Raw genomic sequence first — 24,429 nt, forward strand, 5'->3', positions numbered from 1 at the left:
GGCTCCTTATTTGACTGCGCCGAAGGTGAGACCGCGGACGAGCTGTCGCTGCGACAGCCAGCCGAGCACCAGGATGGGTGCGCAGGCCAGGGTCGACACGGCGGACAACTTCGCCCAGAACAGCCCCTCGGGACTGGAGAACGAGGCCACCAGCGCGGTCAGTGGCGCGGCGCTGGCGGTGGTGAGGTTGAGCGACCAGAACGCTTCGTTCCACGAGAGGATCAGGCAGAGCAGCGCGGTCGAGGCGAGGCCGCCGCGGCTCACCGGGATCAGTACCCGGAACATCGTCTGCGTGGTGCTGGCGCCATCCATGCGGGCCGCTTCGAGGATGTCGTACGGAATGTCGCGGAAGTACGTGTAGATCATCCAGACCATGATCGGCAGGTTGATCAGCGCGAAGATGATCACCAGCGCGGTCTTCGAATCGAGCATGTTCAGATCGCGGCAGATCAGGTAGATCGGCACGAGCACGCCCACGCTCGGCAGCATCTTGGTCGAGAGCATCCACAGCAGCACGCTCTTGGTCTTCATCGTCGGGTGGTACGCGAAGGCGTACGCCGCTGGCACCGCCACGATCATGCCGAGGATGGTGGCGCCGCCCGCTGTCACGATGGAATTCCACGCGTAGTGCAGGTAATTCGCACGGGCCAGGATCTGCTCGTAGTTCTCCAGGGTCGGCGCGAACAGGAAGTGCGGCGGCATGCTGAAGGCATCCAGCTCGGACTTGAAGCTGGTCAGCACCATCCAGAGGATCGGAAAGAACATGACGAACGCGACGATCCATGAAGCGACGATGCGTAGCGTGCGGGCGAGGGGGTTGCGGGTCTTCTTGGCCATGGCTGTCTCCTCACGCCTTCTCGGTCAACGACTTGCCGATCAGGCGGATGAGGAACACCGCCATGATGTTGGCCAGTACCACGGCGACCAGACCGCCGGCCGACGCGGCACCCACGTCGAATTCGAGCAGCGCCTGCGTGTACACCAGGTACGGAATGTTGGTCGTCGCATCGCCCGGTCCGCCGTTGGTGGTGACGAAGATCTCGGCGAAGATGTTGAGCAGGAAGATCGCCTCGACCATCACCACCACGGCGATGGGGCGCGCCAGGTGAGGCAGGGTCAGATAACGGAAGATCGCGAAGCCCCGCGCACCGTCCATGCGTGCGGCTTCCATCTGCTCGCGATCCAGCGACTGCAGCGCGGTGACGAAGATCAGGATGGCGAACGGAAGCCATTCCCACGACACCACGGTGATCACGGACAGTAGCGGCCAGTCGGCGAACCAGTTCACGGGTGTGGCCCCGAAGGCCTTCCAGACCCACGCGAGAAAGCCCGATACCGGATTCATCAGCAGGTTCTTCCAGACCAGCGCCGCCACGGTGGGCATGATGAAGAACGGCGAGATCAGCAGCATGCGGACGATGCCCTGGCCCGGAAACGTCTCGTCCACCAAAACCGATATCAGCACGCCGCCGACCACGGTGATCACCAGCACACTGCCCACGAGCAGGATCGTGTTGAGGATCGAGGTCCAGAAGCTCGGGTAGGTGAAGAAGTAAGCGAAGTTTTCCAGCCCGACGAAGGCCGACTTACCCGGGTAGAGCAGGTTGTAATACTGGGTCGAGAAATACAGCGTCATCGCCAGCGGCACGATCATCCATACCAGCAGCATGATGATCGCGGGCTGGGCGAGCAGCCGTTCCGGACGTTTACGGATGCGCGCGCTCATTACGGCGACTCCTTCTGGATGACCGGCTTGTTGTCGTAGTAGCCGGCACGTTTCATGGTGCGGCTGACCGCGCCCTGGGCCGTGTGCAGCAATTCATCGATGCTGCCGCGGCCGGCGAGCGCACCGGCGATCTGGCGGCCGACCAGCGTCGCCACCGCCTGGAACTCGGGAATGGAAACGATCTGAATACCCTTGTACGGCACGGGCTTGAGCGTGGGGTGCGAGGGATCGACGGCTTTCAGCGAGTCGTAGGTGACCTTTGCGAAGGGCGCCGCCTCGATGTAGCCCGCGTTCGCATACGTCGACTCACGGGTACCCGGTGGCGTCGCCTGCGCGCCGTACTTGTCCGCGACCAGCTTCAGATACGGTTTGGACGTCGCCCAGAGGATGAAGTCACGCGCCGCGTCGGGCTGGCGCGTGCTGGCCGGGATCGCCAGCGACCAGACCCACAGCCACGACGAACCGCGATCGGTGATCTGATGCGGCGAGCGCGTAAAGCCGACGTTGCCGACCACCTTGCTTTCTTTCGGATCGGTGACCGTGCCGCCGCCAACGCTTGCGTCGACCCACATGGCGCATTTGCCCGCGGCGAACAGGGCGAGGTTTTCGTTGAACCCGTTATCCGACGGGCCGGGTGGCCCGTAGTTCTTGAGCAGATCGACGTAGAAATTGACCGCCTTGTGCCACTCGGGCGTATCGATCTGCGGATGCCACTGCTCGTCGAACCAGCGTCCGCCGTAACTGTTGACGATGGTGCCGAGCAGGGCCATGTTCTCGCCCCAGCCGGCCTTGCCGCGCAGGCAGATGCCGTACACGCCGTTGGCCGGGTCATGCAGCTTCTGCGCAAAGCCTTTGATCTGATCCCAGGTCGGCTCGGCCGGCATGGTCAGGTTGGCCCTGGCGAACAGATCCGTGCGGAAGTACGTAACGCTGGCTTCGGCGTAGAAAGGCACGGCATACAGGTGGTTATCCACCGTCAGCTGCTCGCGCACGTTCTTCATGACGTCGTTGACGTCGTAGTCGGCCGGCAGGTTATCAAGCGGTTTCAGCCACTGCTGCTTGCCCCATAGCGGCGCCTCGTACGCACCGATGGTGATGACATCGAACTGCCCGCCATGGGTGGCGATGTCCGTGGTCAGACGCTGACGCAGCGTGTTTTCTTCGAGCACCACCCAGTTCAGATGCACGCCGGGATGCGTGCGCTCGTACTCGGGGGACAGTGCCTGCATGCGCACCATGTCCGCGTTGTTCACGGTACCGATCGTCAGTGTCGTGTCGGCGTGGGCGGCGGAAATCCCCAGCGCTGCGAACAGCGCGGAGGCGGCTAGGGCGCCGAGCCGGTTCCGGTAATCGCTCATCGTGCCTCCCTGGGCGGCGGGCTTTCGCGCGGTGACGTATCTGCCGTCGCGTCGAAATGGATGTGCGTTTATAGGTTTTATCGCGGACGGCTCACCAATACGCGCAACGTGGTTTTCCGGTGAAAATACATACTTTTTTGCGGAAAGGCCCTCGCAGGGACGCGGGAAAACGGCGATACAACGAGCTTTATGCTGCGATGCAGCATTCCCGTTGCACGACAATAAAGTACGTAAAAACGCGAGGATGAGGATTCGGCAGTAACGGACGCGTGACGCGTCGCGACATCAAAGGTCGGCGACGGGCAGCCGATGACGCATCCGATATTCGCGCGGGGTCATCCCGGTGAGGCTCAGGAACCGACGATTGAAGTTGGAGAGATTGCTGAAACCGACCTCGTAGCAGATGTCGGTAATCGAGGCCGGTGAGCTGACCAGCTTCTCGCAGGCGTGCTGCACGCGCGTCTGGTTGACGTAGTCGATGAAGCGGTAGCCCGTGTGCTGATGGAAAAAGCGCGAGAACGCCGATTCCGACATGCCAAGGCGGTCCGCCACCGCCCTGAGCGATACGTCCCCGGTGTAATGCCGGTCGATGAAGGCCACGGCGCGGTGGAGCTTCATCGACTGGCTGGGGTCGGCCGAGGCCTGAAAGGGCCGGCTGCTGAGTGGCCGGCGCGCGGTATCTTCGGCCAGGGCCTCCACCATCTCGAAGAAGCTGGCTACCCGGCGAAGTCCCGGATGATCGGAGACGCGGCGGAACAGCGGTTCGAGCTGCCTGCCCAGCTCCGAAGAAAACTGGATACCGTAGCGGGCTTCCTCGAGCAACAGGGACTTCACGTGGCGGGCGGATGGGAAAAATTCAGTACACCGACGGACGAAGGCTTCTGAGAAAAGGATCACCCTGTCACGCAGCGGCGAGGGCTCGCATCCTGCATCGGTGACCCAGTTGTGCGGAACGTTGGGCCCGGTGAGCATCAAGGTATAAGGCGCGAAGCGGCCTTCGTAGTCGCCGACATAAGCCGTGCCCTCGGTCGCTACGATCAGGTGCAGCTCGTACGCGGGGTGGTAATGCCAGCGGATCAGCCGGCTGCGCGAGCCGTGCTCGAGGTAATGAATCGACGGTTCGTCGGACAGACCCAGCAGATCCTGCTCACGACCGAGTGCCGACGTATCGGCCATGGGTGGCGGCAGCGAAAGGGCGGCGCGACGATTCATGCGGCCGAGAGTACCCTCTCCCGCTGGCAATCTCCAAGGAGCAGTGCAATGAAGGTTCTCATCGTCGGTGCCAGTGGCACGCTGGGCCGCGCCGTGGCGGCCGAACTCGGCGAGCGCCACGAGATCGTCACGGCGGGGCGCTCGGGTGGCGATCTCCGCGTGGATCTTCGTGACAGCGAAAGCATCGAGGCCATGTACCGTGAACTGGGCAAGCTCGACGCCGTGGTTTGCGCGGCGGGCAAGGTACCGTTCGCGCCCCTGGCCGAGTTGACCGAGGCAAAATACGTCGAGGGCCTGCAGGACAAACTGCTGGGGCAGGTTCGCCTCGTCCAGCTCGGCGTCGACTCCCTTCACGACGGCGGCTCATTCACGCTGATTACCGGCATTCTCACCGAGCAGCCGATCCTGGCCGGCGCGTGCGCAAGCATGGTCAACGGCGCGGTCGAGGGTTATGTGCGTGGCGCCGCCATCGAGCTGCCGCGCGGTATCCGCATCAACGTCGTCAGCCCCAGTGTCCTGTCGGAGGCCATGGCATCGTATGGGCCGTATTTTCGGGGCTTCGAGCCGGTCGGCGCGGCGCGGGCGGCGCTGGCGTTTTCGCGGTCGGTCGAGGGGCGGGAGACGGGGAAGATCTACAAGGTCTGGTAGACCATCCCGCCCCAACGTCAGGCGATCGCCAGCGGTCTTTCGATCGCGGCGATCCCGCTCCGCGCATGATCGACGATCTCGCCCGCGACACGCAGTGCGACAAGAAACGCATCCACTTCGTCGGCGCGCCCCGTGTACTCGACAACCGACTGACCCGCCGCGCGTTGCAGCATGCGCCCGCCGAACTGCGCGAGGCAGAGATCGACCGCGGCATGGCTGGCCTCGATGCGCGCCACCAGCAGCTCGCGTTCCACGTGTTCGCGGCGCGTGAGTTCGGCGATCTCGATCACGTCGATCAGTTTGGCCGACTGCTTGATGATCTGCTCGACCACGTCGTCGTCGCCGAAGATCACCAGCGTGAGTCGGGAGGCGTCCGCATCGTGCGTGGCCGCTACCGTCAGCGATTCGATGTTGTAGCCACGCGATGCGAACAGGCCCGCCACACGCGCCAGGGCGCCGGCTTCGTTCTGCAACAGCATGGAGATCAAGTGGCGCATGGTCAGAACATCCCTGTAGGTTCGGCGGTGGAGGCGATCGGCGGGTTGCGGCTGGCGATCCAGTCGCCGGTGATCATCTCGGCGTAGGTGGCGCCCGGGCCGACCATCGGATAGACGCCGGCGTCGGCATCGATCACGACTTCCAGGAAGGCGGGGCCGTCGAAGGCAAGGAAATCGGCGATCGTCGCGTCGATGGCGGCGGGGTCGTCGAGGCGCCGCGCCCATTCGAAGCCATCCGCTTGCGCGGCGCGCACGAAATCCTTCTTGTGCAGGCTCTTGTCCGACGCGGAGAAGCGGCCCTTGAAGAACAGCTTCTGCCACTGACGAACCATGCCGTCGCCGCTGTTGTTGAGCACGACGACCTTTACCGGCAGGCCATAGGTGGTGACCGTCTCCATCTCGCCGATGTTCATGCGGATGCTGGCGTCGCCATCGATGTCGATGACGGTCAGGTCGCGCCGCGCGAACTGGGCGCCGATGGCGGCGGGCAAACCAAAGCCCATGGTGCCCATCGAGCCCGAGGTGAGCCAGTGTCTGGGCTCGCGAAAATCGAAGTACTGCGCGGCCCACATCTGGTGCTGGCCCACGCCCGTAGTGATGATGGCGCGGCCGTCCGTGATGCGATTGATCGCCTGGATGACCGCGCAAGGCTGGATGGTCTCGCCGTCCCGGCAAAAATTCATCGCGTGTGTGGTCTTCAATGCGCCGACATGGTCGTGCCATGCCGCGTAGTCGGGTTTGAATCCGATGCGCCTGCCGTAATCCAGCAGTCGCTGGAGCGACACGTCGAGCGAGCCGACGTGGTGCCAGTACACCGACTTGACCTTGCCGATTTCGGCGGGATCGATGTCGATCTGCGCGATGGCGCGTGCGCTCGGTGCGAACTTAGTCGGCACGCCCACGACGCGGTCGTCGAAGCGCGCGCCGAGGGCGAAGACGAAGTCGCTGTCGTCCATCGCATAGTTGGCATACGCCGCGCCGTGCATGCCCAGCATGTGCAGCGCGAGCGGGTCGGTGGTGTCGAAGCCGCCGATGCCCATGAGTGTGGTGACCACCGGAATGCCGAAGGCGTGTGCGAACTCACGGAGGATGGACGACGCGCCCGCCGCGATGATGCCGCCGCCCGAGTAAATCAGGGGGCGTTCGGCCCTGGCCAGGGCGTCGAAGAAGCTCGCGCAATGGGCGTCGGCGATAGTCGCCGACTCCACGGCGCGCAGCCGCGAGCGATAGCCGCGCACGGGTAATTCGCGGCGGCCTTCGAAAATGAGGGGTGCGTTCTGCACGTCCTTGGGGATATCGATCACCACGGGGCCGGGACGGCCGCTGCGCGCGATATGGAACGCGGTACGCAACGTGGCTTCGAGCGTGGAGGCGTCCGTGACCAGAAAGACGTGCTTGGCGCAAGCGCCCATGATCGTGCTGATCGGCGCCTCCTGAAAGGCATCGGTGCCGATGGCGCCCGTTGGCACCTGGCCGCAGATCACGACGACGGGAATGGAGTCGGCCATGCAGTCGCGCACCGGTGTCACGGCGTTGGTCGCGCCGGGGCCGGAGGTGACCAGGGCCACACCCACCCGCCCGGAGGCACGGGCATAGCCGGCGGCCATGAAGCAGGCCCCTTGTTCGTTGGCGGGGACGATGAGCGGCATCGGTTCGTTGCCGTCGTCTTTCGTATGCTCCGCGTTGTAACGGAACACCGCATCGTAGACGGGAAGGATCGCGCCGCCGGAGTAACCGAAGAGTACGTCGAGGCCCTCGTCGGCAAGCACTTGCACGACGATGTCGGCACCGGTCATGGCCTGGCCGGCGAGCGGGTGATTCGATGCGATGCGGCGGGTATCGCCGACGGTATCCAGTTGCGCGTTCACGTTGATATCGATTCCTTTGGCGGCGTGTAGGAGCGCGCCCTGCGCGCGACTGAGGGACATCGCGCGCAGCGCGCTCTCCTACAGGGTTTCTCGGTTATTCCGCGGTTTTGGCCGCTTCGGCGGGGGCCTTCGGCTGATTCGCCTGCAGCCACGGCATACGGGCACGCAACTGGGCGCCGACCTTCTCGATCGGGTGATCCAGATCCGCCTGTTTGAACTTCTTGTAGTTCGGCAGGCCCGCCTTGTATTCGGCCGTCCACTCACGTGCGAAGGTGCCGTCCTGGATGTCCTTGAGCACGGCCTTCATGCGTTCCTTGGTGCTGGCGTCGATCACGCGCGGACCGCGGGTGTAATCGCCGTACTGGGCCGTCTCCGAGATGAACTCGAGCATGCGCGCGATGCCGCCCTCGTAGAACAGGTCGACGATCAGCTTCAGCTCATGCATCACTTCGTAATAGGCGATCTCCGGGCGGTAGCCGGCTTCGGTCAGGGTCTCGAAACCCTTGATCACCAGCTCGGTCGCGCCACCGCAAAGGACGGCCTGCTCGCCGAACAGATCGGTCTCGGTTTCTTCCTTGAAGTCGGTCTCGATCAGCATGGCGCGAGCGCCGCCGATGCCGGCCGCATAGGCGGTGGCACGCTCGGTCGCGTGACCGGTCGCATCCTGGTGCACGGCGTACAGGCACGGGACGCCGCGACCGATCTCGTACTCGCGACGGACGAGTGCGCCGGGACCTTTCGGCGCGACCAGCACCACATCGATGTCCTTGCGCGGTTCGATCTGGCCGAAGTGGATGTTGAAGCCGTGCGCGAACAGCAACGTGGCACCCGCCTTGATGTTGGCTTCGATAGCGTCCTTGTAGATGCCAGGCTGGGTCATGTCCGGAGTCAGCACGGCGATCAGGTCGGCGCCGCGCACGGCGTCGGCGGGCTCGGCGACCGCGAAGCCGTCGTTATAGGCACGGCTCCAGGACGGGCCGCCGGCGCGCAGGCCGACGACGACGTCGAGCCCGGAGTCCTTCAGGTTGAGGGCATGCGCGCGGCCCTGGCTGCCGTAGCCGAGGACGGCGATACGGGCGTTCTGCAGGGGGGCGGTGGTGGCTTGCTTGTCGGTCACGGTGTTCTCCTTGATGCGTCGTTGTCTGAGTGGGAGCCAGGTCGGCTGGCGATTCCCGTTGATGAGTCGTCGGAACGATCAGTTGCCGATGAGCTCCTGCGTGCAGTCGTCTTCGGCGTATTCGCGGCGTGGCGGGTTAGCGATGGCGGTAGCGGGCGCATCGTCGAAGGCTTGCGTCACGGCGCCCTCGGCGGCGGAGCCGACCAGACGTGCGTACTTGGCAAGGACGCCACGGGTGACCTTCGGCGGCTCCGGTCGCCATGCCGCCCGGCGCGATGCCAGGTCCGCGTCTGTGCGGAGCTCCCGCGTCGAGGCATCGATGAAGATCGCATCGCCCTCGCGGATCAGGCCGATCGGGCCGCCGCGCGCGGCCTCCGGTGCGATGTGCCCGACCATGAATCCGTGCGTCGCGCCGCTGAAGCGACCATCGGTTATCAGCGCCACATCGTTGCCGAGCCCGCGACCGATCAGGGCGGCCGTCACCGCCAGCATCTCGCGCATGCCCGGACCACCGGCGGGTCCTTCGTTGCGGATGACCATCACGTCACCGGCACGGATACGTCCAGCCTTCACGGCGGCGAACGCTTCCTCTTCGCTCTCGAAGACGCGGGCCGGTCCGGCGTGACTGCTGCGGCCGTGGCCGGCGAGCTTCAGGATGCAGCCCTCGGGCGACAGATTGCCGTACAGGATGCTGTAGCCACCACGCGGCTTGAAGGGGCTGTCGACGGAGCGAACGACCTCCTGGCCCTCGGTGGCCGCGGGTGCGGCGTCGAGCTCGGCGAACAGGTTGCGACCGGTGACGGTCTGCGTGTCATTGAGCATGCCGCCCTTGCGCAGTTCGCGGGCGACGATGGTCGTGCCACCGGCGGCGGTCAGTTCGACGGCGCTGTAACGGCCGCCGGGCATCAGGTCGGCGATGACCGGCGTATGCGCGGAGGCCGGCTCGAAGTCTTCGATCGACAGCGGAACGCGCGCCTCGTTGGCGATGGCGAGCAGGTGCAGTACCGCGTTCGTGGAGCCGGCCGTGCCGGCCACCATGCGCGCGGCATTGTCGAACGCGCTGCGGGTCATGATGTCGCGCGGCTTGCGATCGGCCTTGAGGCACTCCATCGCCAGCTCGCCACAGCGGAAGGCGGCGTCGCGCTTCGACGGATGTGTCGCCGGGATATCGTTGAGACCGACCGGCGACAGACCCAGCGTGGTCAGCACCATCGCCATGGTGTTGGCGGTGTACTGCCCGCCGCAGGCACCCGCGCCGGGGCAGGCGTGACGCTCGACGTCTTCCAGTTCGGCATCGTCGATCTTGCCCGCGCCATGAGCGCCCACCGCTTCGAACACCTGCTGTACCGTGATGGCGCAGCCGTTGCGCGTGCCGTGATCGATGCTGCCGCCGTACAGCGCGACACCGGGGATGTTCAGGCGGGCCAGGGCCATGGCGGCGGCGGGAATGGTCTTGTCGCAGCCACACAGCACCACCATGGCATCCAGACAGTGACCGTCGACGGCCAGCTCGATCGAGTCGGTGATCACCTCACGGCTGACCAGCGACGAACGCATGCCGGTGGTGCCCATCGCGATGCCGTCGGTGACGGCGATGGTGTTGAACTCGACCGGCGTGCCGCCTGCCGCACGGACGCCTTCGGCAGCGGCTTCCGCCAGTTCACGCAGGTTGAGGTTGCACGGCGACACGTTGGACCAGCTGTGCACGATGGCGACCATCGGCCGCGCGATGGCGTCGTCGTCCAGACCGGTGGCGCGCAGCATGGCACGTGCCGGCGCGCGGTCGGGACCGGTCTTGATCGCATCGCTGCGCAGCGTGCGGATGGGGATCTTCTTGTCGTTCATGCGGCCTCCGCGTTGGCGTGACAGGCTTCCAGGACGGCGCGGGTCACGTCATGCGTGCTCGCGCTGCCGCCCAGGTCGCGGGTGAGGTTGGCGTGCTCCAGGACGTGATCCACCGCGGCTTCGATCACGGCGGCCTCGTCGGCCAGACCGAGCGAGTGACGCAGCAACATCGCGGCGGAGAGAATCGTGCCGAGCGGGTTCGCCAGCGACTGGCCGGCGATATCCGGTGCGGAACCGTGGATCGGCTCGTAGACGCCCGCGCCAGGACCGCCGATGGACGCGGAAGGGGACAGACCCAGCGAGCCGGCGAGCACCGAGGCTTCGTCGGTCAGGATGTCGCCAAACATGTTCTCGGTCACGATGACGTCGTAGTCGGCGGGACGCGTCAGCAGATGCATCGCCATGGAGTCGACCAGCTGATGTTCCAGCTCGACATCGGGGTAATCGGTGGCGACGCGCGTTGCCACCGAGCGCCACAGGCGCGATGTCTCGAGCACATTGGCCTTGTCGACCGAGGTCACCTTCCCGCGGCGTGTACGTGCCAGTTCGAAGGCATGGCGGACCACGCGTTCCACTTCTTCGACGCTGTAGCGGCATTCATCCGTCGCATCGTTCTCGCTGCGCGTTTTCGCACCGAAGTAGATGCCACCGGTGAGTTCGCGGATGAAGACCAGGTCGACACCCTTCGTCCGCTCCGCTTTCAGCGGTGACAGCGCCGCGGTGCGCGGATGCAGCTTCAGCGGGCGCACGTTGGCGAACACACCCAGCAGCTTGCGCATGGCCAGCAGGCCCTGCTCGGGACGGACCTTCGCAGCCGGATCGGACCACTTCGGACCACCGACGGCACCGAGCAGGATCGCGTCGGAAGCCAGTAAGGCTTCCCGCGTCCGCGGGGGCAGCGGATCGCCGAAGCGATCGATCGCATCGCCGCCGATGGCGTGCTCGGCGAACGTGAACTCGTGGCCGAAACGTTCGGCGATGGCGCTCAGCACGGCGACGCCGGCGTCGGCGACTTCCGGGCCGATACCGTCACCCGGCAATACGACGATCGAGGCCTTCATGCGGCTTCCTCCATGCGTGCTTCGAACGCCGCGATGTCGGCTTCCTGCTGCAGCAGGAAACCCATCTGGTCGACGCCGTTGAGCAGGCAATGACGCGAGAACGCGTCCAGATTGAAACGAATGGTGCCGCCGTCCGGCAGGCGGATGCTGCCTTCGGCGATATCGATGCGCAGTTCGACGCCGGGATTGTCGAGCAGCCAGCGGTGCTCGGCCTCGCTGACCACGATCGCCAGCAGGCCGTTCTTCAGCGAATTGCCGCGGAAGATATCCGCGATCTCGCTGGAGATCACCGCCTGGATGCCGTAGTCCAGCAGCGCCCAGGGCGCATGTTCGCGCGAGGAGCCGCAACCGAAGTTGTGGCCGGCGACGAGGATCGAGCAACCGCGCGCCGCGGGCTGATTCAGCGGGAACGCGGGGTCGTCACTGCCGTCGGCGGCGTAGCGCCAATCTTCGAAGCAATGCTTGCCCAGGCCGGTACGTTCGGTGGTGGTCAGAAAGCGCGCCGGGATGATCCGGTCGGTGTCGATGTTTTCGTTACGCAGCACCGCCGTGCGGGAATGCACATAGGCGAGCGGGCGGCTGGTCTGGCTCATGCGGCGACTTCCTGGTTCATGTAATCGCGGGGGTCGGCGACGCGGCCGGCGATCGCCGACGCGGCGGCGACCAGCGGGCTGGCCAGTACCGTGCGTGCGCCCTTGCCCTGACGACCTTCGAAATTGCGGTTGCTGGTGGCGACGACCAGCTGGCCCGGCTGGGCGAGGTCGCCGTTCATGGCGATGCACATGGAGCAGCCCGGCTCGCGCCATTCGGCACCAGCGGCGCGGAACACCTCGTGCAGCCCTTCGCGCTCGGCATCGCGCCGTACCTGCTCGGAGCCCGGCACCACCAGCATGCGCACGCCGGCGGCGACGGTGCGGCCGCGCAGGATTTCCGCGGCGGCGCGCAGGTCGGACAGGCGACCGTTGGTGCAGCTGCCGACGAAGACGACGTCGACCGTCTCGCCCGTGATCGGCTTGCCCGCGGTGACCTTCATGTAGTCGAGCGCACGCTGTTCCTGCGCGTCGGCGGCGGCGGGCACGTTGCCGTGGATCGGCACGACCATGCCGGGATGGGTGCCGTAAGTGACCGACGGCTGGATCGCCGACGCGTCGATGCGGACTTCGCGGTCGTAGGTGGCGCCTGCGTCGGTGGGCAGCGCACGCCACGCGGTAACGGCACGGTCCCAGGCTTCGCCGCGCGGCGCGCGCTCGCGGCCCTTCAGCCAGTCGAAGGTGGTCTCGTCCGGCGCGATCAGGCCTGCGCGTGCGCCAGCCTCGATCGACATGTTGCACACCGTCATGCGCTCCTCCATCGACAGCGCGCGGATGGCTTCGCCGGTGTACTCGAGCACGTAACCCGTGCCGCCACCGATGCCGATCTGGCCGATGATGTGCAGGATCAGGTCTTTCGCGGTGACGCCTCGCTGCAACGCGCCGTCGACATGGATCGCAAAGGACTTCGGCTTCCGCTGCAGCAGGCACTGCGTGGCCAGCACATGGCCGACTTCCGTGGTGCCGATCCCGAAGGCCAGGGCGCCGAAGGCGCCGTGCGTGGCGGTGTGGCTGTCGCCGCAGACGATGGTCATGCCGGGCTGCGTGGCGCCCACTTCAGGTCCGGCCACATGCACGATGCCGCGTTGCGGGCTATCCCAGCCCATCAGGTCGATGCCGAACTCGGCGACATTGGACTCCAGCTTCGCGACCTGGGCTTCCGCCTCCCTCGTGTAATACGGGCGCCTGCCGTCCGCATCGGCGGGCAGCGTCGGCGTGGAATGGTCCAGCGTGGCGAGTGTGCGATCGGGGCGGCGCACCTTCAGCCCGCGTGCGCGCAACTCGTCGAAGGCCTGCGGCGACGTGACTTCATGCACCAGGTGCAGGTCGATGTAGAGCACGCCGGGCGTGCTTTCCGTTTCGGCTTTTACCTGGTGGCTGTCCCACAGCTTGTCGAACAGGGTACGCGCGCTCATGCCGCGACCCTCCCGTCCGCGGTTTCCTCGATGGGCGACAGCCAGCCCCACTGGTCTTCGGTGCGGCCGTCGAACAGCCCGAAGAAGTCGTCCTGCAACTGACGGGTGATCGGCCCCGGACGACCGCTGCCGACCGGCTTGCGGTCGACCGAACGCACGGCGGTGACTTCGGCGGCCGTGCCGGTCATGAACACTTCGTCGGCGAAGTAGAGCATTTCACGTGGCAGCGGCTGTTCGATGACCTGGAAGCCGCGCGCGCGTGCCAGCGTCAGCACGGAGTCCCGCGTGATGCCGCACAGGATCGACGAGGCGGCGGGCGGCGTGTAGATCACGCCCTTGCGCACGATGAACAGGTTCTCGCCCGCGCCCTCGCTCAGCAGTCCGTCGGTGCCCAGCGCGATGCCTTCGGCGAAGCCGCCATTGATCGCTTCGCGCGCGATCAGCTGGCTGTTGAGGTAGTTGCCGCCGGCCTTGGCCCCGCTGGGATAGGTATTGGGCGCGGCGCGGTTCCACGAGGAGACGCAGACGTCGACACCCTTCTCGATCGCGTCGGCGCCATGGTAAGCGCCCCAGGGCAAGGCGATGATCGACACGTCGACCCTGGTGTCGAGCGACGGCGCCAGGCTGAAGGTGAATCCGCTACGGAACACGATGGGACGCACGTAAGCGGACTGCAGCCCGTTCGCGGTGATGACATCGCGACAGGCCTGATTGATCGCCCTGGCGTCGTACGGCATCACCAGGTCGTATACACGCGCGGAATGGAACAGGCGCTCGGTGTGTTCTTCCAGTCGGAAATAGCGCGGGCCATCCGGCGTGGAGTACACGCGAATGCCTTCGAAGACGGAGGAGCCGTAATGCAGCGCGTGTGCGCCGACATGGACGGTGGCGTCCTGCCAGGACGTGATGCGGCCGTTGTGCCAGAGATGTTTCGGGGCTTCCATGGATCCTCCTCAGGACTGGACCGCGACGGGCGCGGCCTGGGTATCGAATTCGTAAGCGCTCATCAGAGCGGTGAGATCGTCGTTGGTTACCGAGCGCTGCCTGTCGGCCAGCACCTTGAAGCGATCGAAGACGGCGTCCAGCGTCGTTTCGTCGATGTCGTACTCCAGTTCTTCCAGGCGCTGCCGCAGCGCGTGGCGACCGGAGTGCTTGCCCAGGACCAGCGAGGTCTTCGCCCCGACGTCCTGTGGCCGCATGATTTCGTACGTGCCCCGATGCTTGATCATCCCGTGCTGATGAATGCCGGATTCGTGCGCGAAGGCGTTGTCGCCGACGATCGCCTTGTTGCGCGGCACGGCCTGCCCGGTCACTTCGGCCAGCAGGCGAGAGGTCGGATAGAAGTGCCGGGTGACGATGCCGGTATCGACCTTGAACAGCGGGCGGCGCGTGTGCAGCGCCATGACGATCTCCTCCATGGCGGCGTTGCCAGCGCGTTCGCCGATGCCGTTGATGGTGCATTCCACCTGGCGTGCACCGGCGGCGACGGCGGCCAGCGAGTTGGCGACGGCCAGGCCCAGATCGTCGTGACAGTGGGCCGAAAACACGACTTTGTCCGCGTTTCTCACGTGGGCGCGCAGGTAGGTGAACATCCGGGTGATTTCGTCGGGGGTGACGTAGCCGACGGTGTCGGGAGCGTTCAGGACGCTGGCGCCGGCTTCAACGGCGACCGAGAAGATCTCGGCGAGGTAGTCCGGCTCGGTGCGCAGGGCATCTTCGGCGGAGAATTCGACTTCGTGGGCCAGGGCCTTCGCCCGGTGGATGGATTCGGCGGCGATGTCGATGACTTGCTGCTTGCTCTTGCCCAGCTTGTGTTCGCGATGCAGCGGGCTGGTGGACAGGAACAGGTGGATCCGTGAGTGATGCGCGCCTTGCAATGCTCTGCCCGCGCTGTCGATATCGCCTGGCTGGCATCGGGCCAGCGCGGCGACCGTGGGCGTCTTCAGCGATCTTGCGATCTCGGCCACGGCGGCGAAATCGTCGGGTGAGGCCTGGGGGAACCCGGCCTCGATGATGTCGACACCCAGTTCTTCCAGGGCGTGCGCCATGCGCAGCTTGGCTCGTCGGTCCATGGAGAATCCAGGGGCCTGTTCGCCGTCGCGCAAGGTGGTGTCGAAGATACGCACGCGGCCGCCTACGTCGCTCTCGACGGATTCGGTGCTGCCCTGGTTTGCTGGATTCATGTCTGGCTCCGCTCGTGAATGAGGCGGGCCCGGGGCAATAAAAAACCCCGCATCCGTTGCCGGGTGCGGGGTTCTTCAGGAGTCTTCAGGTTTGTTGCTTATTCACCTGGACACTTGCCCTCAGCCCGCACCTCCGCAGGTAATAAGTACAAGGCTAAGAAGAAGGAGGCCGCCACCGAGACGCAGCTTGCCGACCGCCGGAAGGCGGTTCAGGTCAAAGCGGCCATGGGTGGTGCGCTGCGTCATGTCATCGAACGTATGTCACTTCGTCGGCGCGTGTCAACACTTTCGCGCGAAACTTTTTTCCTAGGACGTTTGGACGGCTAGACGCCCGATGTCGTGGTTCTCCTACGCAGGCCGCGCTGGAATGCGGCTTGCAGCCAAGTGGTATGGCCCTCATGGAATGAGAAAAATGGACAGTTAGTGGGAGTGTGACGGAGGTCGCACTTGGTCACGTTGACCGTGTTTTTTTGCGCCACCTAAACTGGTCACGTTCCAGTCGACGTATCCCAAAGGACGATTCATGGCCAAGCAACGGACGGCCGGAGCGCGCATGTTTGCGCGGCTCACGGCATGCACCTTCCTCGCGTTCACCCCTCTCGCCCATGCGGCTGACGCGCCCCCTCCCTTTATCGAGTACGAAGCCGCCGGTGAGTATTTCACCGACCTGATGCAGGTGAGCCTCCGGGCCATGCACGCGCGCTGCGAACACTTCAACGAACCCGACTGCCAGCTCATCTCGGCAAGAACCAGCGACATCGGCTACGCGTACACCTACCAGTTCCGCTATGACCGGCCGGGCGGCGACAGCGAATGGCGGAGCAGCGGCGATGGCGGCTACGGCTACATGTCCTGCGCGCCGGGCTTCTCGGTCTACATGATGGCCTTCGGCGTGCCGATGGGGCCCTTCGCGAACCGGGAACTCGATGTGGACAACATGTTCCCCGTGTTCTGTCAGGCGGCGGGGCGCGCGTCGGCGGTTGCCGGAAAGCGCGAAGTCGCGGATGCCTACCAGGACGGGAAGCTCGCCTTGCGCGAGGTGACCGAGGGCGGGGGGAGCGTGCGCTGGACCGTGAATGAGGAGGATGCCGGCATCCGGGTACGCGGCGTCTCCCGTGAGTCGGTGTCCGAATTTCTCATCAATGACGATCGCGTGGTCACCATCGGTGATCGGGTCACCCTGATCTACGCCGTCGACGGTTCGCTGCGACGGGTGCAGGGAAGCGACGGCACGTCGATCGATGCGCAAGGGAAATACGACCCCGAAGCAAGGCTTGGCTTACTGCTTGCGTCGATCACGGCCCAGTTGCCTGAGGTCGGTTCGCCCGGGCCGCTGGGGGTGGTGGCTAAGACGGGCGATGCGATCCGCGCACTGCTGGCCCGCTCCGAGAGCCGGGACGAGCCCTGACGGCGAGGCTGGAGCTCGTGGGAGCGGCACCCGCCGCTCCCACGAACCGGGTACCGCCATGCATTTTCCTCAACTCGGAAATGTCATTTTTGTTTCAAGTTAGTTACAGGGTTGCCGATAATGGGCGGGCAACCCGTCGCGTCATCCGCGCTGTTGCAAGTCGAATCGCATGAAGTTGCGAAAAGCGTGGGTGACGAGCGAAGTACCTCTTCCGCGACGTCCCCGGTCTTGAATTGAAATTGCGCTTGAAACGCAAAGCAGGGGATACAACCGTGGTCAGCTCGTTTTACGCCGGTGCGGTGCACTGATGCGCGCCCGTTATCTGATCGCCGTCGCACTCGCATGCACGGCCGCCGGCGTCCAGGCCGATGATTTCTTCCGCGACGGCTCGTTCAACGGCGAACTGCGCCTGTACAGCTTTGCTCGTCATTACGATGCCGACACGCAGTACAACACGCGAGCCACGTCACTGGCGGGGCTGTTCACCGTGAAGAGCGGCAAGGTTGGTGGCTTCAGTCTCGCCGCCACCGCGTTCTCGGCGCAGTCGCTCGGCACGCGTGCTGAAAACCCGGGCCGGGTCGATACCTCGCTGATGGGACCGAACCACGCGGTCAGCGGGTTTACCCAGGCCTATGCCGAGTATGCGAACGACTGGCTCGTGGCACGGGCCGGTGACCAGTATCTCAACACGCCGTGGATGGGGCAGTTCGACTCGCGGGCAATCCCCGCTTCCTATCAGGCGGCCATGTTCGACTTCAAACCGGCCAGAGGCTGGGACATTTTCGCCATCCGCACGCTCCGCTGGAAAAGCCGAACATCCAGCGGTTACAACGACGACAACCTGTATTACCCGTCGACGTACCATCACGACTCGATGTACGGCAACAACGGCGCATTGCCGCGCACCGCGCAGGAAATGGACGGTACCACGGCGATCGGTACGACTTACGCGACCGGCGGCCTGAAGGCGCAGGCGTGGTTCTACGACTTCGAGCACTTCGGTCGGATGGGCTACGTGGACGGCATGTACACGTTCAGGAACGACAGCGGTATCACGCCGTTCGTCGGCGCGCAGATCGTTCGCCAGACCAGTGGCTCGGATAACGTGCTCGTCGAGACGCACACCAGGCTCACCGGTGCCGCCGGCGACCGCGTCGATGCGCAGGCATGGGGCGTGGATGCGGGTGCGTCGGTCGGCAAGGCCAGGTTCGACCTGGCGTACAACAAGCTCGAGGGTCAGCACGACGCGGTGGGCGGTGGCGCGATCATCTCGCCGTACAGCAACAGCTATTCGGCCGATCCGCTGTACACCACGTCGATGCTGCGTGGCCTGGTCGAGCAGGGGCCGGGACATGCCTGGAAGGCGAAGGCGACCTACCTGATGCTGCACGATGCGCTGAGCCTCACGGCGGCCTATGCGCACTACGACACCAATCTGCGTGGTACCAGCCACAATCTGTACGTCGACATCGTCTACAAGCTCGACGACGTGCTGAAGGGTCTGCAGATCCGTGATCGCTGGGAGCACCCGGTGGGCGGTACCAACAATCTCAATCCCGGCAACCTGCCGTGGACAAGCAACCGCCTGATGATCGCTTACCAGTTCTGATCGGACGCATCGCCGGCAGGGGCTGATTACCAGCCCCGCAACCACTCCGCGAACATCCGTCCATCCGCCGCCATCGGCTCCGCGGTCGCCCTGCGCGACAGCATGGCACCCAACGCTTCGGGCACCGCGACCGTACGCCCGATCAACGGCTCCACCACCGTATCGAATTTCGCCGGATGCGCGGTCGCCGCGATCGTCCATGCCCGCCGGTCGCCCGCGTGTCGACGCCGCTCGAACACGCGGACAGCCGTCGCCGTATGCGGACAAAACACCTCGCCATCGTTACCCGAATGTCGACGAATGACATCGCGGATCTCCGCGTCGTCGACGCTTTCGGCGTGCCCGCCGCGTCGCGCCGCTTCCTCACCGCCGAACAAATGGCAGAGCCGCTCGAAGTTGCTTGGCGCGCCGACATCCATCGCGTTGGCGATGGTGGCCACCGCATCGCGCGCGCGATAAGGCTGTCCGCCGAAGAATTCCGGCAGCGTATCGTTGGCATTGCAGGCAAACATCACATCCCCGATCGGTAACCCGATCTCGCGCGCCCACAAGGCGGCTACCGCGTTACCGAGATTCCCCGTCGGCACGATCGTGTGCATCGCTTCGTCGGCCTCCAGCGAGGCATGGCCGAAGTAGGCCATCTGCGGCAGCAGGCGGCCAAGGCTGATGCTGTTCGCCGAGGACATCGGTACGTCGGATTGCAGGGCTGGGTCGCCGAGCGCCGCCTTCACGAGACGCTGGCAGTCGTCGAAGCTGCCCTCCACGCGCAGCGCACGCACATTGCCGCCGAAGCTGCCGAGCTGATGCGCCTGTCGCGGCGATACCCGGTTGTCCGGGTAGAGAATGGCGACGCGCACGCCCGGCAGATGGTGGAAAGCGGCTCCCACCGCCGCGCCGGTATCGCCGGAGGTCGCCACGAGAATGGTCAGCGGCCGGTCGTTGTCGCGACGCAGCCGGCTGAGGCACGCGGCGAGAAAGCGCGCCCCGAAATCCTTGAACGCCGCCGTGGGGCCATGAAACAGCTCGAGCACATGTGCGCCGTGGACGGGCAGCTGACGACGGGGCGTCGGATGGGCGAAGGCTTCCGCACAGATGGCAGGCAGTTCATCCTCTAGCGGATCGCCTGCAAAGAACGGTTCCAGCATCCGCAGCGCGGTGCCGGCGAGGTCACCCTGGCGAAAAGGCAGCGATACCGTCGGCATCCGTTCGGGAACGTAGAGCCCGCCGTCCGGTGCGATGCCTGCGGCGATGGCGTCGGAAAGGCGCGTGGGCGCGGCACCGCCGCGCGTACTGACGTAGCGCATGCTCAGAGAATCCTGGCGGCAGGGCCGTCGATGGGAGCGACCAGTATGTCGCTGTCGTGGCCGGCCGCGGCGAACGCGGCGCGCATGTCGTGCGACGCGGCGTCAGCCGAGGCGCGGTCTTCGAACCAGCCGAACACACTGGGCCCCGCGCCGGAAATGCTGGCGCCGAAGGCACCGTGATCCAGCGCGGCCTGCTTGACGTCGGCAAAGCCCGGAATGAGCGGCGCACGTCGCGGTTCGACCAGTACGTCCGACAGACCCTCGCGTACCAGCGCCGCTTCGCCGCGATAGCAACCCGCGAGCACGAGGGCGAGGTTGGCGCTCTGCGCCACGAATTCACCCAGCGCGTAATGGCCCGCGAGTGCGGCGCGCGCCCGGCGGGTCTCCAGCACCACATGCGGATGGACCAGGGCGCAATGCCATGCCGCCGGTACCGGGATGCGCACGAGGCGCTTGTCGGTGGCCAACACCAGTCCGCCGAGCAGCATGGGGCCGAGGTTGTCACCGTGACGGCTGCCGCTGGCGACGGCTTCGCCGTCCAGCGCGAACGGATAGAGCGCCTCGCGCGGCAGCGGCTCGTCGAGCAACGCGTTGGCGGCGACGACGGCGGCCACGCAGGACGCGGCGGAGCCGCCCATCCCGGAGCCCAGCGCGATGCCCTTGTGCAGGGTGAGTTCGAAGCCGAAGGGCAGGTCGAGCGCACGCATCATCGACAGCAGTGCGGCGCCGGCGGTGTTGTCCACGGCGGCCAGCGGCAGGTCGGTGATCACGCCATGGATGGCGGCGATGCGCACCTCCCGTTCGGGGATGCGGCGCACTTCGGCGCGATCGCCCGCGCCGGCGACGCAGTGGCCCAGGATGTCGAAACCGACGCCGACGTTGCCGACACTCGCATACGCCTCGGCGACAGCGACATCCGCGCGGATCAGGGGTGAGGATTCTTCTTTCAGCATGCGCACCGTTTTACTCCCATGGCGCCGGCCACGCGCAGCAGATCCGTAAATACCGCCGCGGCCGTGACCTCGGGACCGGCACCCGGCCCCTGGACGACCAGGGCATTGTCGCAGTATCGGCGCGTGGCGAAACGCAGCACGTTGTCCGTGAGCTTCGAATGGGCGAAGGCATGGTCGGCGTCGACCACCTGCACGCCGACCGAGGCACGGTGGCCATCGAGCCGCGCGACGTGGCGCAGTACACCTCCCGCGATACGGGCATCGGCGAGCAGGGCGGCCATGGGCGCATCCATCGCTTCGAGGTTGTCCATGAATTCGTCGCGCGAAGACCCGGCGAGCTCGGCGGGGATCAGGCTGCGGACAGCCACATCGTCCAGAGACAGGGCAACGCCGGCCTCGCGGGCGAGGATCACCACCTTGCGGGCCACGTCCATGCCGGACAGGTCGTCGCGCGGGTCGGGTTCGGTGTAGCCCATGGCGTGGGCCTCGCGGACCAGGGCCGAGAACGGTACGGAGCCATCGAAGCGGTTGAACAGCCAGGCCAGCGTGCCGGAAAGCATGCCTTCGACGGCCGTGAGCTCATCGCCCGTGTCGATCATGTCGCGCAGGGTCTGCACGACGGGCAGGCCGGCACCGACCGTGCCTTCGTAGTACAGGTGCGCACCGCTGGCATCGGCCGCGGCGGCGATCTTGCGCCAGCGTTCGAGCGGGCCGCTGGCCGCGCGCTTGTTCGGGGTGACGACGTGGATACCGGCGCCGAGCCAGCCGGCATAGTGGTCGGCGACCAGGTCGCTGGCACTGCAGTCGGCGATGACGGCGACATGGTGGCCGTCCCCGGCGACATAGGCGGCAAACTCATCGAGTTCGGCCGGACGCCAGGTCTGCGCGCCGTGCTGGCGGCCGTTGAGGGCGTCGTCGTCGCAGTCGAGCCACATGTGCCGGCTGTCGCTTACGGCGCGCAGGCTGAGTTCGAGGTTGCAGTCACGCAGCAGACGCGGAGCCGCGAGACGCAACTGGTTCAGCAGCGCGCTGCCGACCTTGCCGGGTCCGACGACACCGACTTGCACCACGAGCGGCTGGACAGCGGCGCGCACGGGCGCGGCGCGTAAGGGTGAGCGGGGTAATGCGACAGCGATGGACACGATCAAAGCCTCCGGTGAGAGGCCCGTGGTCACGTCAGGTGGGGATCTTGGCTGGGAGTTCCGGCGCCGATCCCGTCCTGCGGGAGGTCGGGGCCGGCAGCGACAAGGAACTAGGCGCGCGCGAACTCCGATCCTCCGACCATGGTAATGGTCGTAGTGGATGTGGTCGCGGTGGTGGTCACGGGCGCAAGCGTGCCGGTCGTGGAGACCGTGGTGAAACGCAGCGCTGGCGTGATGGGATACATGTGCCCGACGTTATGCCCGGGTGATGGGGGCTGTCAAGCGTGTCGGACGTGGCCGGATGGCCTATGGAGGATATGGCTTTGCTGCCGGGGGGGGCGGGGCAAGGTTGAATCGCCCGCAGGGCGGGCTCCTACAAGTCTGCGTAATTTTGCAGGAGCCCGCCCCGCGGGCGACCCCGTCCATCGCAGTCTCTGTAGGAGCCCGCCCCGCGGGCGACGCGAACTACCTCAACGCTTCGAAAGATCCAGCGCGTAAACCGCCGTACCGTCGCCGTTGTCGCGCAGCTGCCTGATCGCCAGTCCCTGCGCCTTGGCTACGCCTTCCTTCCCGGACGCCGCCGTAAACGTCACCGGCCCCCTGGTCTTCACCGGCACGAAGCTCCACGAACGCTTGTCCACGTCCTTCGCGGTCACGGTCTTCTTCGCCTCGACCCACTTGATCACGACTTCGCGATTGCCGTCCGGCGCGTTGAGCACGACGGACTCACCGTTCATGCCGGGGAACTCACCACCACCGTTCGCACGATAGCTGTTGGTCACGACGATGAAGGTCTGGCCATCCCGGATCGCCTTGCCCTTGTACCGAAGATTGCCGATACGCTGGCCTTCCGGCTTCGTGATGTCGATGGTGTACGTGATGCCGCCCTGCATCTGGTCGAAGTTATACGGCACCAGCTTGCCGGTGAGCGGCTGTTCGCCTTCCTTCGACGGATCGATCTGGTTGAAACGCGTCGCCGACTTCTCGAGCCAGGCCTTCACCCCTGCCGTGTCGATCTTCACCGCCGCCAGCGTGTTCGGATAGAAGTAAAGATCCGCGGCGTTACGGATCGTCATCGGTCCCCTGGCGACATCGGTGTAATCGTCCGGACCGCCGAAGCCCGTACGAAAGGCGGAGGCCGCGGAAATCACCGGAATGTCCTTCCACTCCGGATGCTCACGTGCGATCTCGTCGCGTGCGTAGTCGGCCTGAGCCGCGTTGACCACCGCCAGCGCGCTCATGTTGCCTTCGTCGGCGAAGTAGCTGGTGAGGTCGTGATCGGTCGCGCCGATCGGCGTGTTGACGTACGCGACCGCGGCGTCGTGCGCTTCCTTCACGATCGGCGCGATGGCCGGATCCGCAGGCACGCACTCGTTCTTCTTCGGACAGATCGGACGGACCTGGCTGTGGCTCTTGTCCTTCTGCACCACCCAGCGACCATTCTCGCGGGTCATGGTCATGTTGATGACACCGAGATCCTTGCCGAAGAAGCCGCCCATGACCGCAGGCACGCCGCGGACGATGCCGCGCTTCGCGTCGACGTCTTTCATGTCCATGTAGCGCGGCCCCGGAAACTCGGTATGCGAATGGCCGAGCAGCAGCGCATCGATGCCCGGCACACCGGCGAGGTACCACCCGCCGTTTTCCATCTGCGGCGTGTACGGCGCGGTGTTGAGGCCACCGTGCAGGATGGCGACCACGAGGTCCGGCTTCTGCGCGAGCACTTCCGGCATGTAACGGTTGGCCGCTTCGACGACGCCGTCGACGGTGACCTTGCCCTGCAGGTTGCGCTTGTCCCAGTCGAGGATAGGCGGCGGCGTGAAGCCGATGATGCCGATGCGAAGCGCGGTCGGCGTGGTGCTGCCGTCGGCGTTCTTCACCTCGACGGTTTTGGTCACGATCGTCCACGGCTTGAAGATCGGCTGCTTGTCACGAACGCTGTAGACGTTGGACAACACCAGCGGAAACTTCGGGCCGGCACACTGCCGCGGCTTCACGCCGTCGACGTTCATCGCGGTGTTGGTGACCTGCGCAAGGAACGGCAGGCCGTAGTTGAACTCGTGGTTGCCGGCGGTGCCGCCGTCGTAACCGATCGCGTCCATCGCGGCGTAGATGCCGAGCTCGGTATCGCAACCGACCGGCTTGACCAGTGCCTGATAATCGGCGAGTACCGAGCCCTGGATGGTGTCGCCGCTATCAAACAGCACGGTGTTCGGGAACTCCTTGCGCGCCTGACGGATCAGCGTGGCGAGACGCTCGTACCCGAAGCTCGGGTCGTCCTTCTGCTTGTAGTAGTCGTACGACAGGATGTTCGAATGGACGTCGGTGGTCTCGAGGATGGCGAGGTCGAGCGTGGCGCCATCTTTCACGCTGCCGGTTTTGCCGGACTTGTCCGCGGTCGGCGCGCTGGCGCACGCAGCGAGAAGGGCGGCCGAAAGCGTGGCCATCGCGAGAGATCTGAACATCGAAGGGTATCCGGGTGGGAACAAGGAG

General features: G+C 65.6%; 18 protein-coding genes and 2 pseudogenes. 3 read left to right on the top strand and 17 right to left on the bottom strand.

The features are described from left to right. Positions 1 to 6: 6 nt before the first annotated feature. From FA87_RS00830 to FA87_RS00845, 4 genes are all read right to left on the bottom strand, one after another. On the bottom strand, positions 7 to 837 hold the full coding sequence (locus FA87_RS00830; protein WP_036116587.1) for a carbohydrate ABC transporter permease: 831 nt from the start codon (positions 835 to 837) through the stop codon (positions 7 to 9). A 10-nt stretch (positions 838 to 847) separates the two neighbouring features. After that, on the bottom strand, positions 848 to 1,726 hold the full coding sequence (locus tag FA87_RS00835) for a sugar ABC transporter permease (protein ID WP_036116586.1): 879 nt from the start codon (positions 1,724 to 1,726) through the stop codon (positions 848 to 850). Next, complete coding sequence (locus FA87_RS00840) at positions 1,726 to 3,084, bottom strand: sugar ABC transporter substrate-binding protein (protein WP_052191064.1); 1,359 nt, start codon at positions 3,082 to 3,084, stop codon at positions 1,726 to 1,728. The genes FA87_RS00835 and FA87_RS00840 overlap by 1 nt, the downstream gene beginning before the upstream one ends. Before the next feature lie 285 nt (positions 3,085 to 3,369). Beyond that, a complete protein-coding gene (locus FA87_RS00845; protein WP_081907616.1) occupies positions 3,370 to 4,296 on the bottom strand; it encodes an AraC family transcriptional regulator in 927 nt (308 codons plus the stop codon). A 48-nt stretch (positions 4,297 to 4,344) separates the two neighbouring features. Here FA87_RS00845 and FA87_RS00850 point away from each other — a divergent pair, with 48 nt between their 5' ends. Next, a complete protein-coding gene (locus FA87_RS00850) occupies positions 4,345 to 4,944 on the top strand; it encodes a short chain dehydrogenase (RefSeq protein WP_036116583.1) in 600 nt (199 codons plus the stop codon). 17 nt (positions 4,945 to 4,961) lie between these two features. On the opposite strand, the gene ilvN is transcribed toward FA87_RS00850, so the two are convergent. From ilvN to FA87_RS00895, 9 genes and pseudogenes are all read right to left on the bottom strand, one after another. Continuing rightward, a complete protein-coding gene (gene ilvN / locus FA87_RS00855) occupies positions 4,962 to 5,441 on the bottom strand; it encodes an acetolactate synthase small subunit (protein ID WP_036116582.1) in 480 nt (159 codons plus the stop codon). Positions 5,442 to 5,443: 2 nt separating this feature from the next. Next, entirely contained in the window at positions 5,444 to 7,237 is a 1,794-nt protein-coding gene (ilvB, locus tag FA87_RS00860; protein WP_081996668.1) for a biosynthetic-type acetolactate synthase large subunit, read from the bottom strand. A gap of 166 nt (positions 7,238 to 7,403) precedes the next feature. After that, on the bottom strand, positions 7,404 to 8,426 hold the full coding sequence (gene ilvC, locus FA87_RS00865; protein ID WP_079522792.1) for a ketol-acid reductoisomerase: 1,023 nt from the start codon (positions 8,424 to 8,426) through the stop codon (positions 7,404 to 7,406). Positions 8,427 to 8,504: 78 nt separating this feature from the next. Further along, positions 8,505 to 10,241: a dihydroxy-acid dehydratase gene (ilvD, locus tag FA87_RS00870; RefSeq protein WP_043697082.1), complete on the bottom strand. Its 1,737-nt coding sequence runs from the start codon at positions 10,239 to 10,241 to the stop codon at positions 8,505 to 8,507. Between the two features lie 26 nt (positions 10,242 to 10,267). Continuing rightward, a complete protein-coding gene (gene leuB / locus FA87_RS00875) occupies positions 10,268 to 11,332 on the bottom strand; it encodes a 3-isopropylmalate dehydrogenase (RefSeq protein WP_043691725.1) in 1,065 nt (354 codons plus the stop codon). Beyond that, complete coding sequence (leuD, locus tag FA87_RS00880) at positions 11,329 to 11,925, bottom strand: 3-isopropylmalate dehydratase small subunit (protein WP_036116577.1); 597 nt, start codon at positions 11,923 to 11,925, stop codon at positions 11,329 to 11,331. The genes leuB and leuD overlap by 4 nt, the downstream gene beginning before the upstream one ends. Continuing rightward, positions 11,922 to 13,337, bottom strand: coding sequence for a 3-isopropylmalate dehydratase large subunit (gene leuC / locus FA87_RS00885; RefSeq protein WP_036116575.1), 1,416 nt, complete (start codon positions 13,335 to 13,337; stop codon positions 11,922 to 11,924). Before leuC ends, leuD begins: the two co-directional genes overlap by 4 nt. Then, entirely contained in the window at positions 13,334 to 14,281 is a 948-nt protein-coding gene (locus tag FA87_RS00890) for a branched-chain amino acid transaminase (protein WP_036116573.1), read from the bottom strand. Before FA87_RS00890 ends, leuC begins: the two co-directional genes overlap by 4 nt. Positions 14,282 to 14,344: 63 nt before the next feature. Continuing rightward, positions 14,345 to 15,520: pseudogene (locus FA87_RS00895) on the bottom strand (2-isopropylmalate synthase); the annotation flags it as partial. A 523-nt stretch (positions 15,521 to 16,043) separates the two neighbouring features. Here FA87_RS00895 and FA87_RS00900 point away from each other — a divergent pair. Together FA87_RS00900 and FA87_RS00905 are read left to right on the top strand one after the other, a co-directional pair. Next, positions 16,044 to 16,928: a hypothetical protein gene (locus FA87_RS00900; protein ID WP_043691729.1), complete on the top strand. Its 885-nt coding sequence runs from the start codon at positions 16,044 to 16,046 to the stop codon at positions 16,926 to 16,928. 307 nt (positions 16,929 to 17,235) lie between these two features. Beyond that, on the top strand, positions 17,236 to 18,537 hold the full coding sequence (locus tag FA87_RS00905; protein ID WP_052191065.1) for an OprD family outer membrane porin: 1,302 nt from the start codon (positions 17,236 to 17,238) through the stop codon (positions 18,535 to 18,537). Between the two features lie 26 nt (positions 18,538 to 18,563). Here FA87_RS00905 and thrC read toward each other — a convergent pair whose 3' ends face one another. The 4 genes and pseudogenes from thrC to FA87_RS00925 form a co-directional block, all read right to left on the bottom strand. Beyond that, positions 18,564 to 19,841 (bottom strand): threonine synthase, encoded by a 1,278-nt coding sequence (gene thrC / locus FA87_RS00910; RefSeq protein ID WP_043691732.1) that lies wholly within the window; start codon positions 19,839 to 19,841, stop codon positions 18,564 to 18,566. 2 nt (positions 19,842 to 19,843) lie between these two features. Continuing rightward, complete coding sequence (locus FA87_RS00915) at positions 19,844 to 20,794, bottom strand: homoserine kinase (protein WP_051944320.1); 951 nt, start codon at positions 20,792 to 20,794, stop codon at positions 19,844 to 19,846. After that, a pseudogene (locus tag FA87_RS00920) lies at positions 20,788 to 21,855 on the bottom strand (homoserine dehydrogenase); the annotation flags it as partial. The pseudogene FA87_RS00920 and the gene FA87_RS00915, both read right to left, overlap by 7 nt. Positions 21,856 to 22,406: 551 nt before the next feature. Beyond that, positions 22,407 to 24,401, bottom strand: coding sequence for a bifunctional 2',3'-cyclic-nucleotide 2'-phosphodiesterase/3'-nucleotidase (locus FA87_RS00925; protein WP_043691735.1), 1,995 nt, complete (start codon positions 24,399 to 24,401; stop codon positions 22,407 to 22,409). Between the last annotated feature and the right edge of the window lie 28 nt (positions 24,402 to 24,429).

This window comes from Luteibacter sp. 9133, from assembly GCF_000800155.1.
Taxonomy (GTDB): domain Bacteria; phylum Pseudomonadota; class Gammaproteobacteria; order Xanthomonadales; family Rhodanobacteraceae; genus Luteibacter; species Luteibacter mycovicinus.

Bases quoted from the DNA above. Each gene is read 5' to 3' on its own strand.
- FA87_RS00830 (WP_036116587.1), bottom strand. From the start codon at position 837: ATGGCCAAGAAGACCCGCAACCCCCTCGCCCGCACGCTACGCATCGTC.
- FA87_RS00835 (WP_036116586.1), bottom strand. From the start codon at position 1,726: ATGAGCGCGCGCATCCGTAAACGTCCGGAACGGCTGCTCGCCCAGCCC.
- FA87_RS00840 (WP_052191064.1), bottom strand. From the start codon at position 3,084: ATGAGCGATTACCGGAACCGGCTCGGCGCCCTAGCCGCCTCCGCGCTG.
- FA87_RS00845 (WP_081907616.1), bottom strand. From the start codon at position 4,296: ATGAATCGTCGCGCCGCCCTTTCGCTGCCGCCACCCATGGCCGATACG.
- FA87_RS00850 (WP_036116583.1), top strand. From the start codon at position 4,345: ATGAAGGTTCTCATCGTCGGTGCCAGTGGCACGCTGGGCCGCGCCGTG.
- ilvN (WP_036116582.1), bottom strand. From the start codon at position 5,441: ATGCGCCACTTGATCTCCATGCTGTTGCAGAACGAAGCCGGCGCCCTG.
- ilvB (WP_081996668.1), bottom strand. From the start codon at position 7,237: ATGACCGGTGCCGACATCGTCGTGCAAGTGCTTGCCGACGAGGGCCTC.
- leuB (WP_043691725.1), bottom strand. From the start codon at position 11,332: ATGAAGGCCTCGATCGTCGTATTGCCGGGTGACGGTATCGGCCCGGAA.
- leuD (WP_036116577.1), bottom strand. From the start codon at position 11,925: ATGAGCCAGACCAGCCGCCCGCTCGCCTATGTGCATTCCCGCACGGCG.
- leuC (WP_036116575.1), bottom strand. From the start codon at position 13,337: ATGAGCGCGCGTACCCTGTTCGACAAGCTGTGGGACAGCCACCAGGTA.
- FA87_RS00890 (WP_036116573.1), bottom strand. From the start codon at position 14,281: ATGGAAGCCCCGAAACATCTCTGGCACAACGGCCGCATCACGTCCTGG.
- FA87_RS00900 (WP_043691729.1), top strand. From the start codon at position 16,044: ATGGCCAAGCAACGGACGGCCGGAGCGCGCATGTTTGCGCGGCTCACG.
- FA87_RS00905 (WP_052191065.1), top strand. From the start codon at position 17,236: ATGCGCGCCCGTTATCTGATCGCCGTCGCACTCGCATGCACGGCCGCC.
- thrC (WP_043691732.1), bottom strand. From the start codon at position 19,841: ATGCGCTACGTCAGTACGCGCGGCGGTGCCGCGCCCACGCGCCTTTCC.
- FA87_RS00915 (WP_051944320.1), bottom strand. From the start codon at position 20,794: ATGCTGAAAGAAGAATCCTCACCCCTGATCCGCGCGGATGTCGCTGTC.
- FA87_RS00925 (WP_043691735.1), bottom strand. From the start codon at position 24,401: ATGTTCAGATCTCTCGCGATGGCCACGCTTTCGGCCGCCCTTCTCGCT.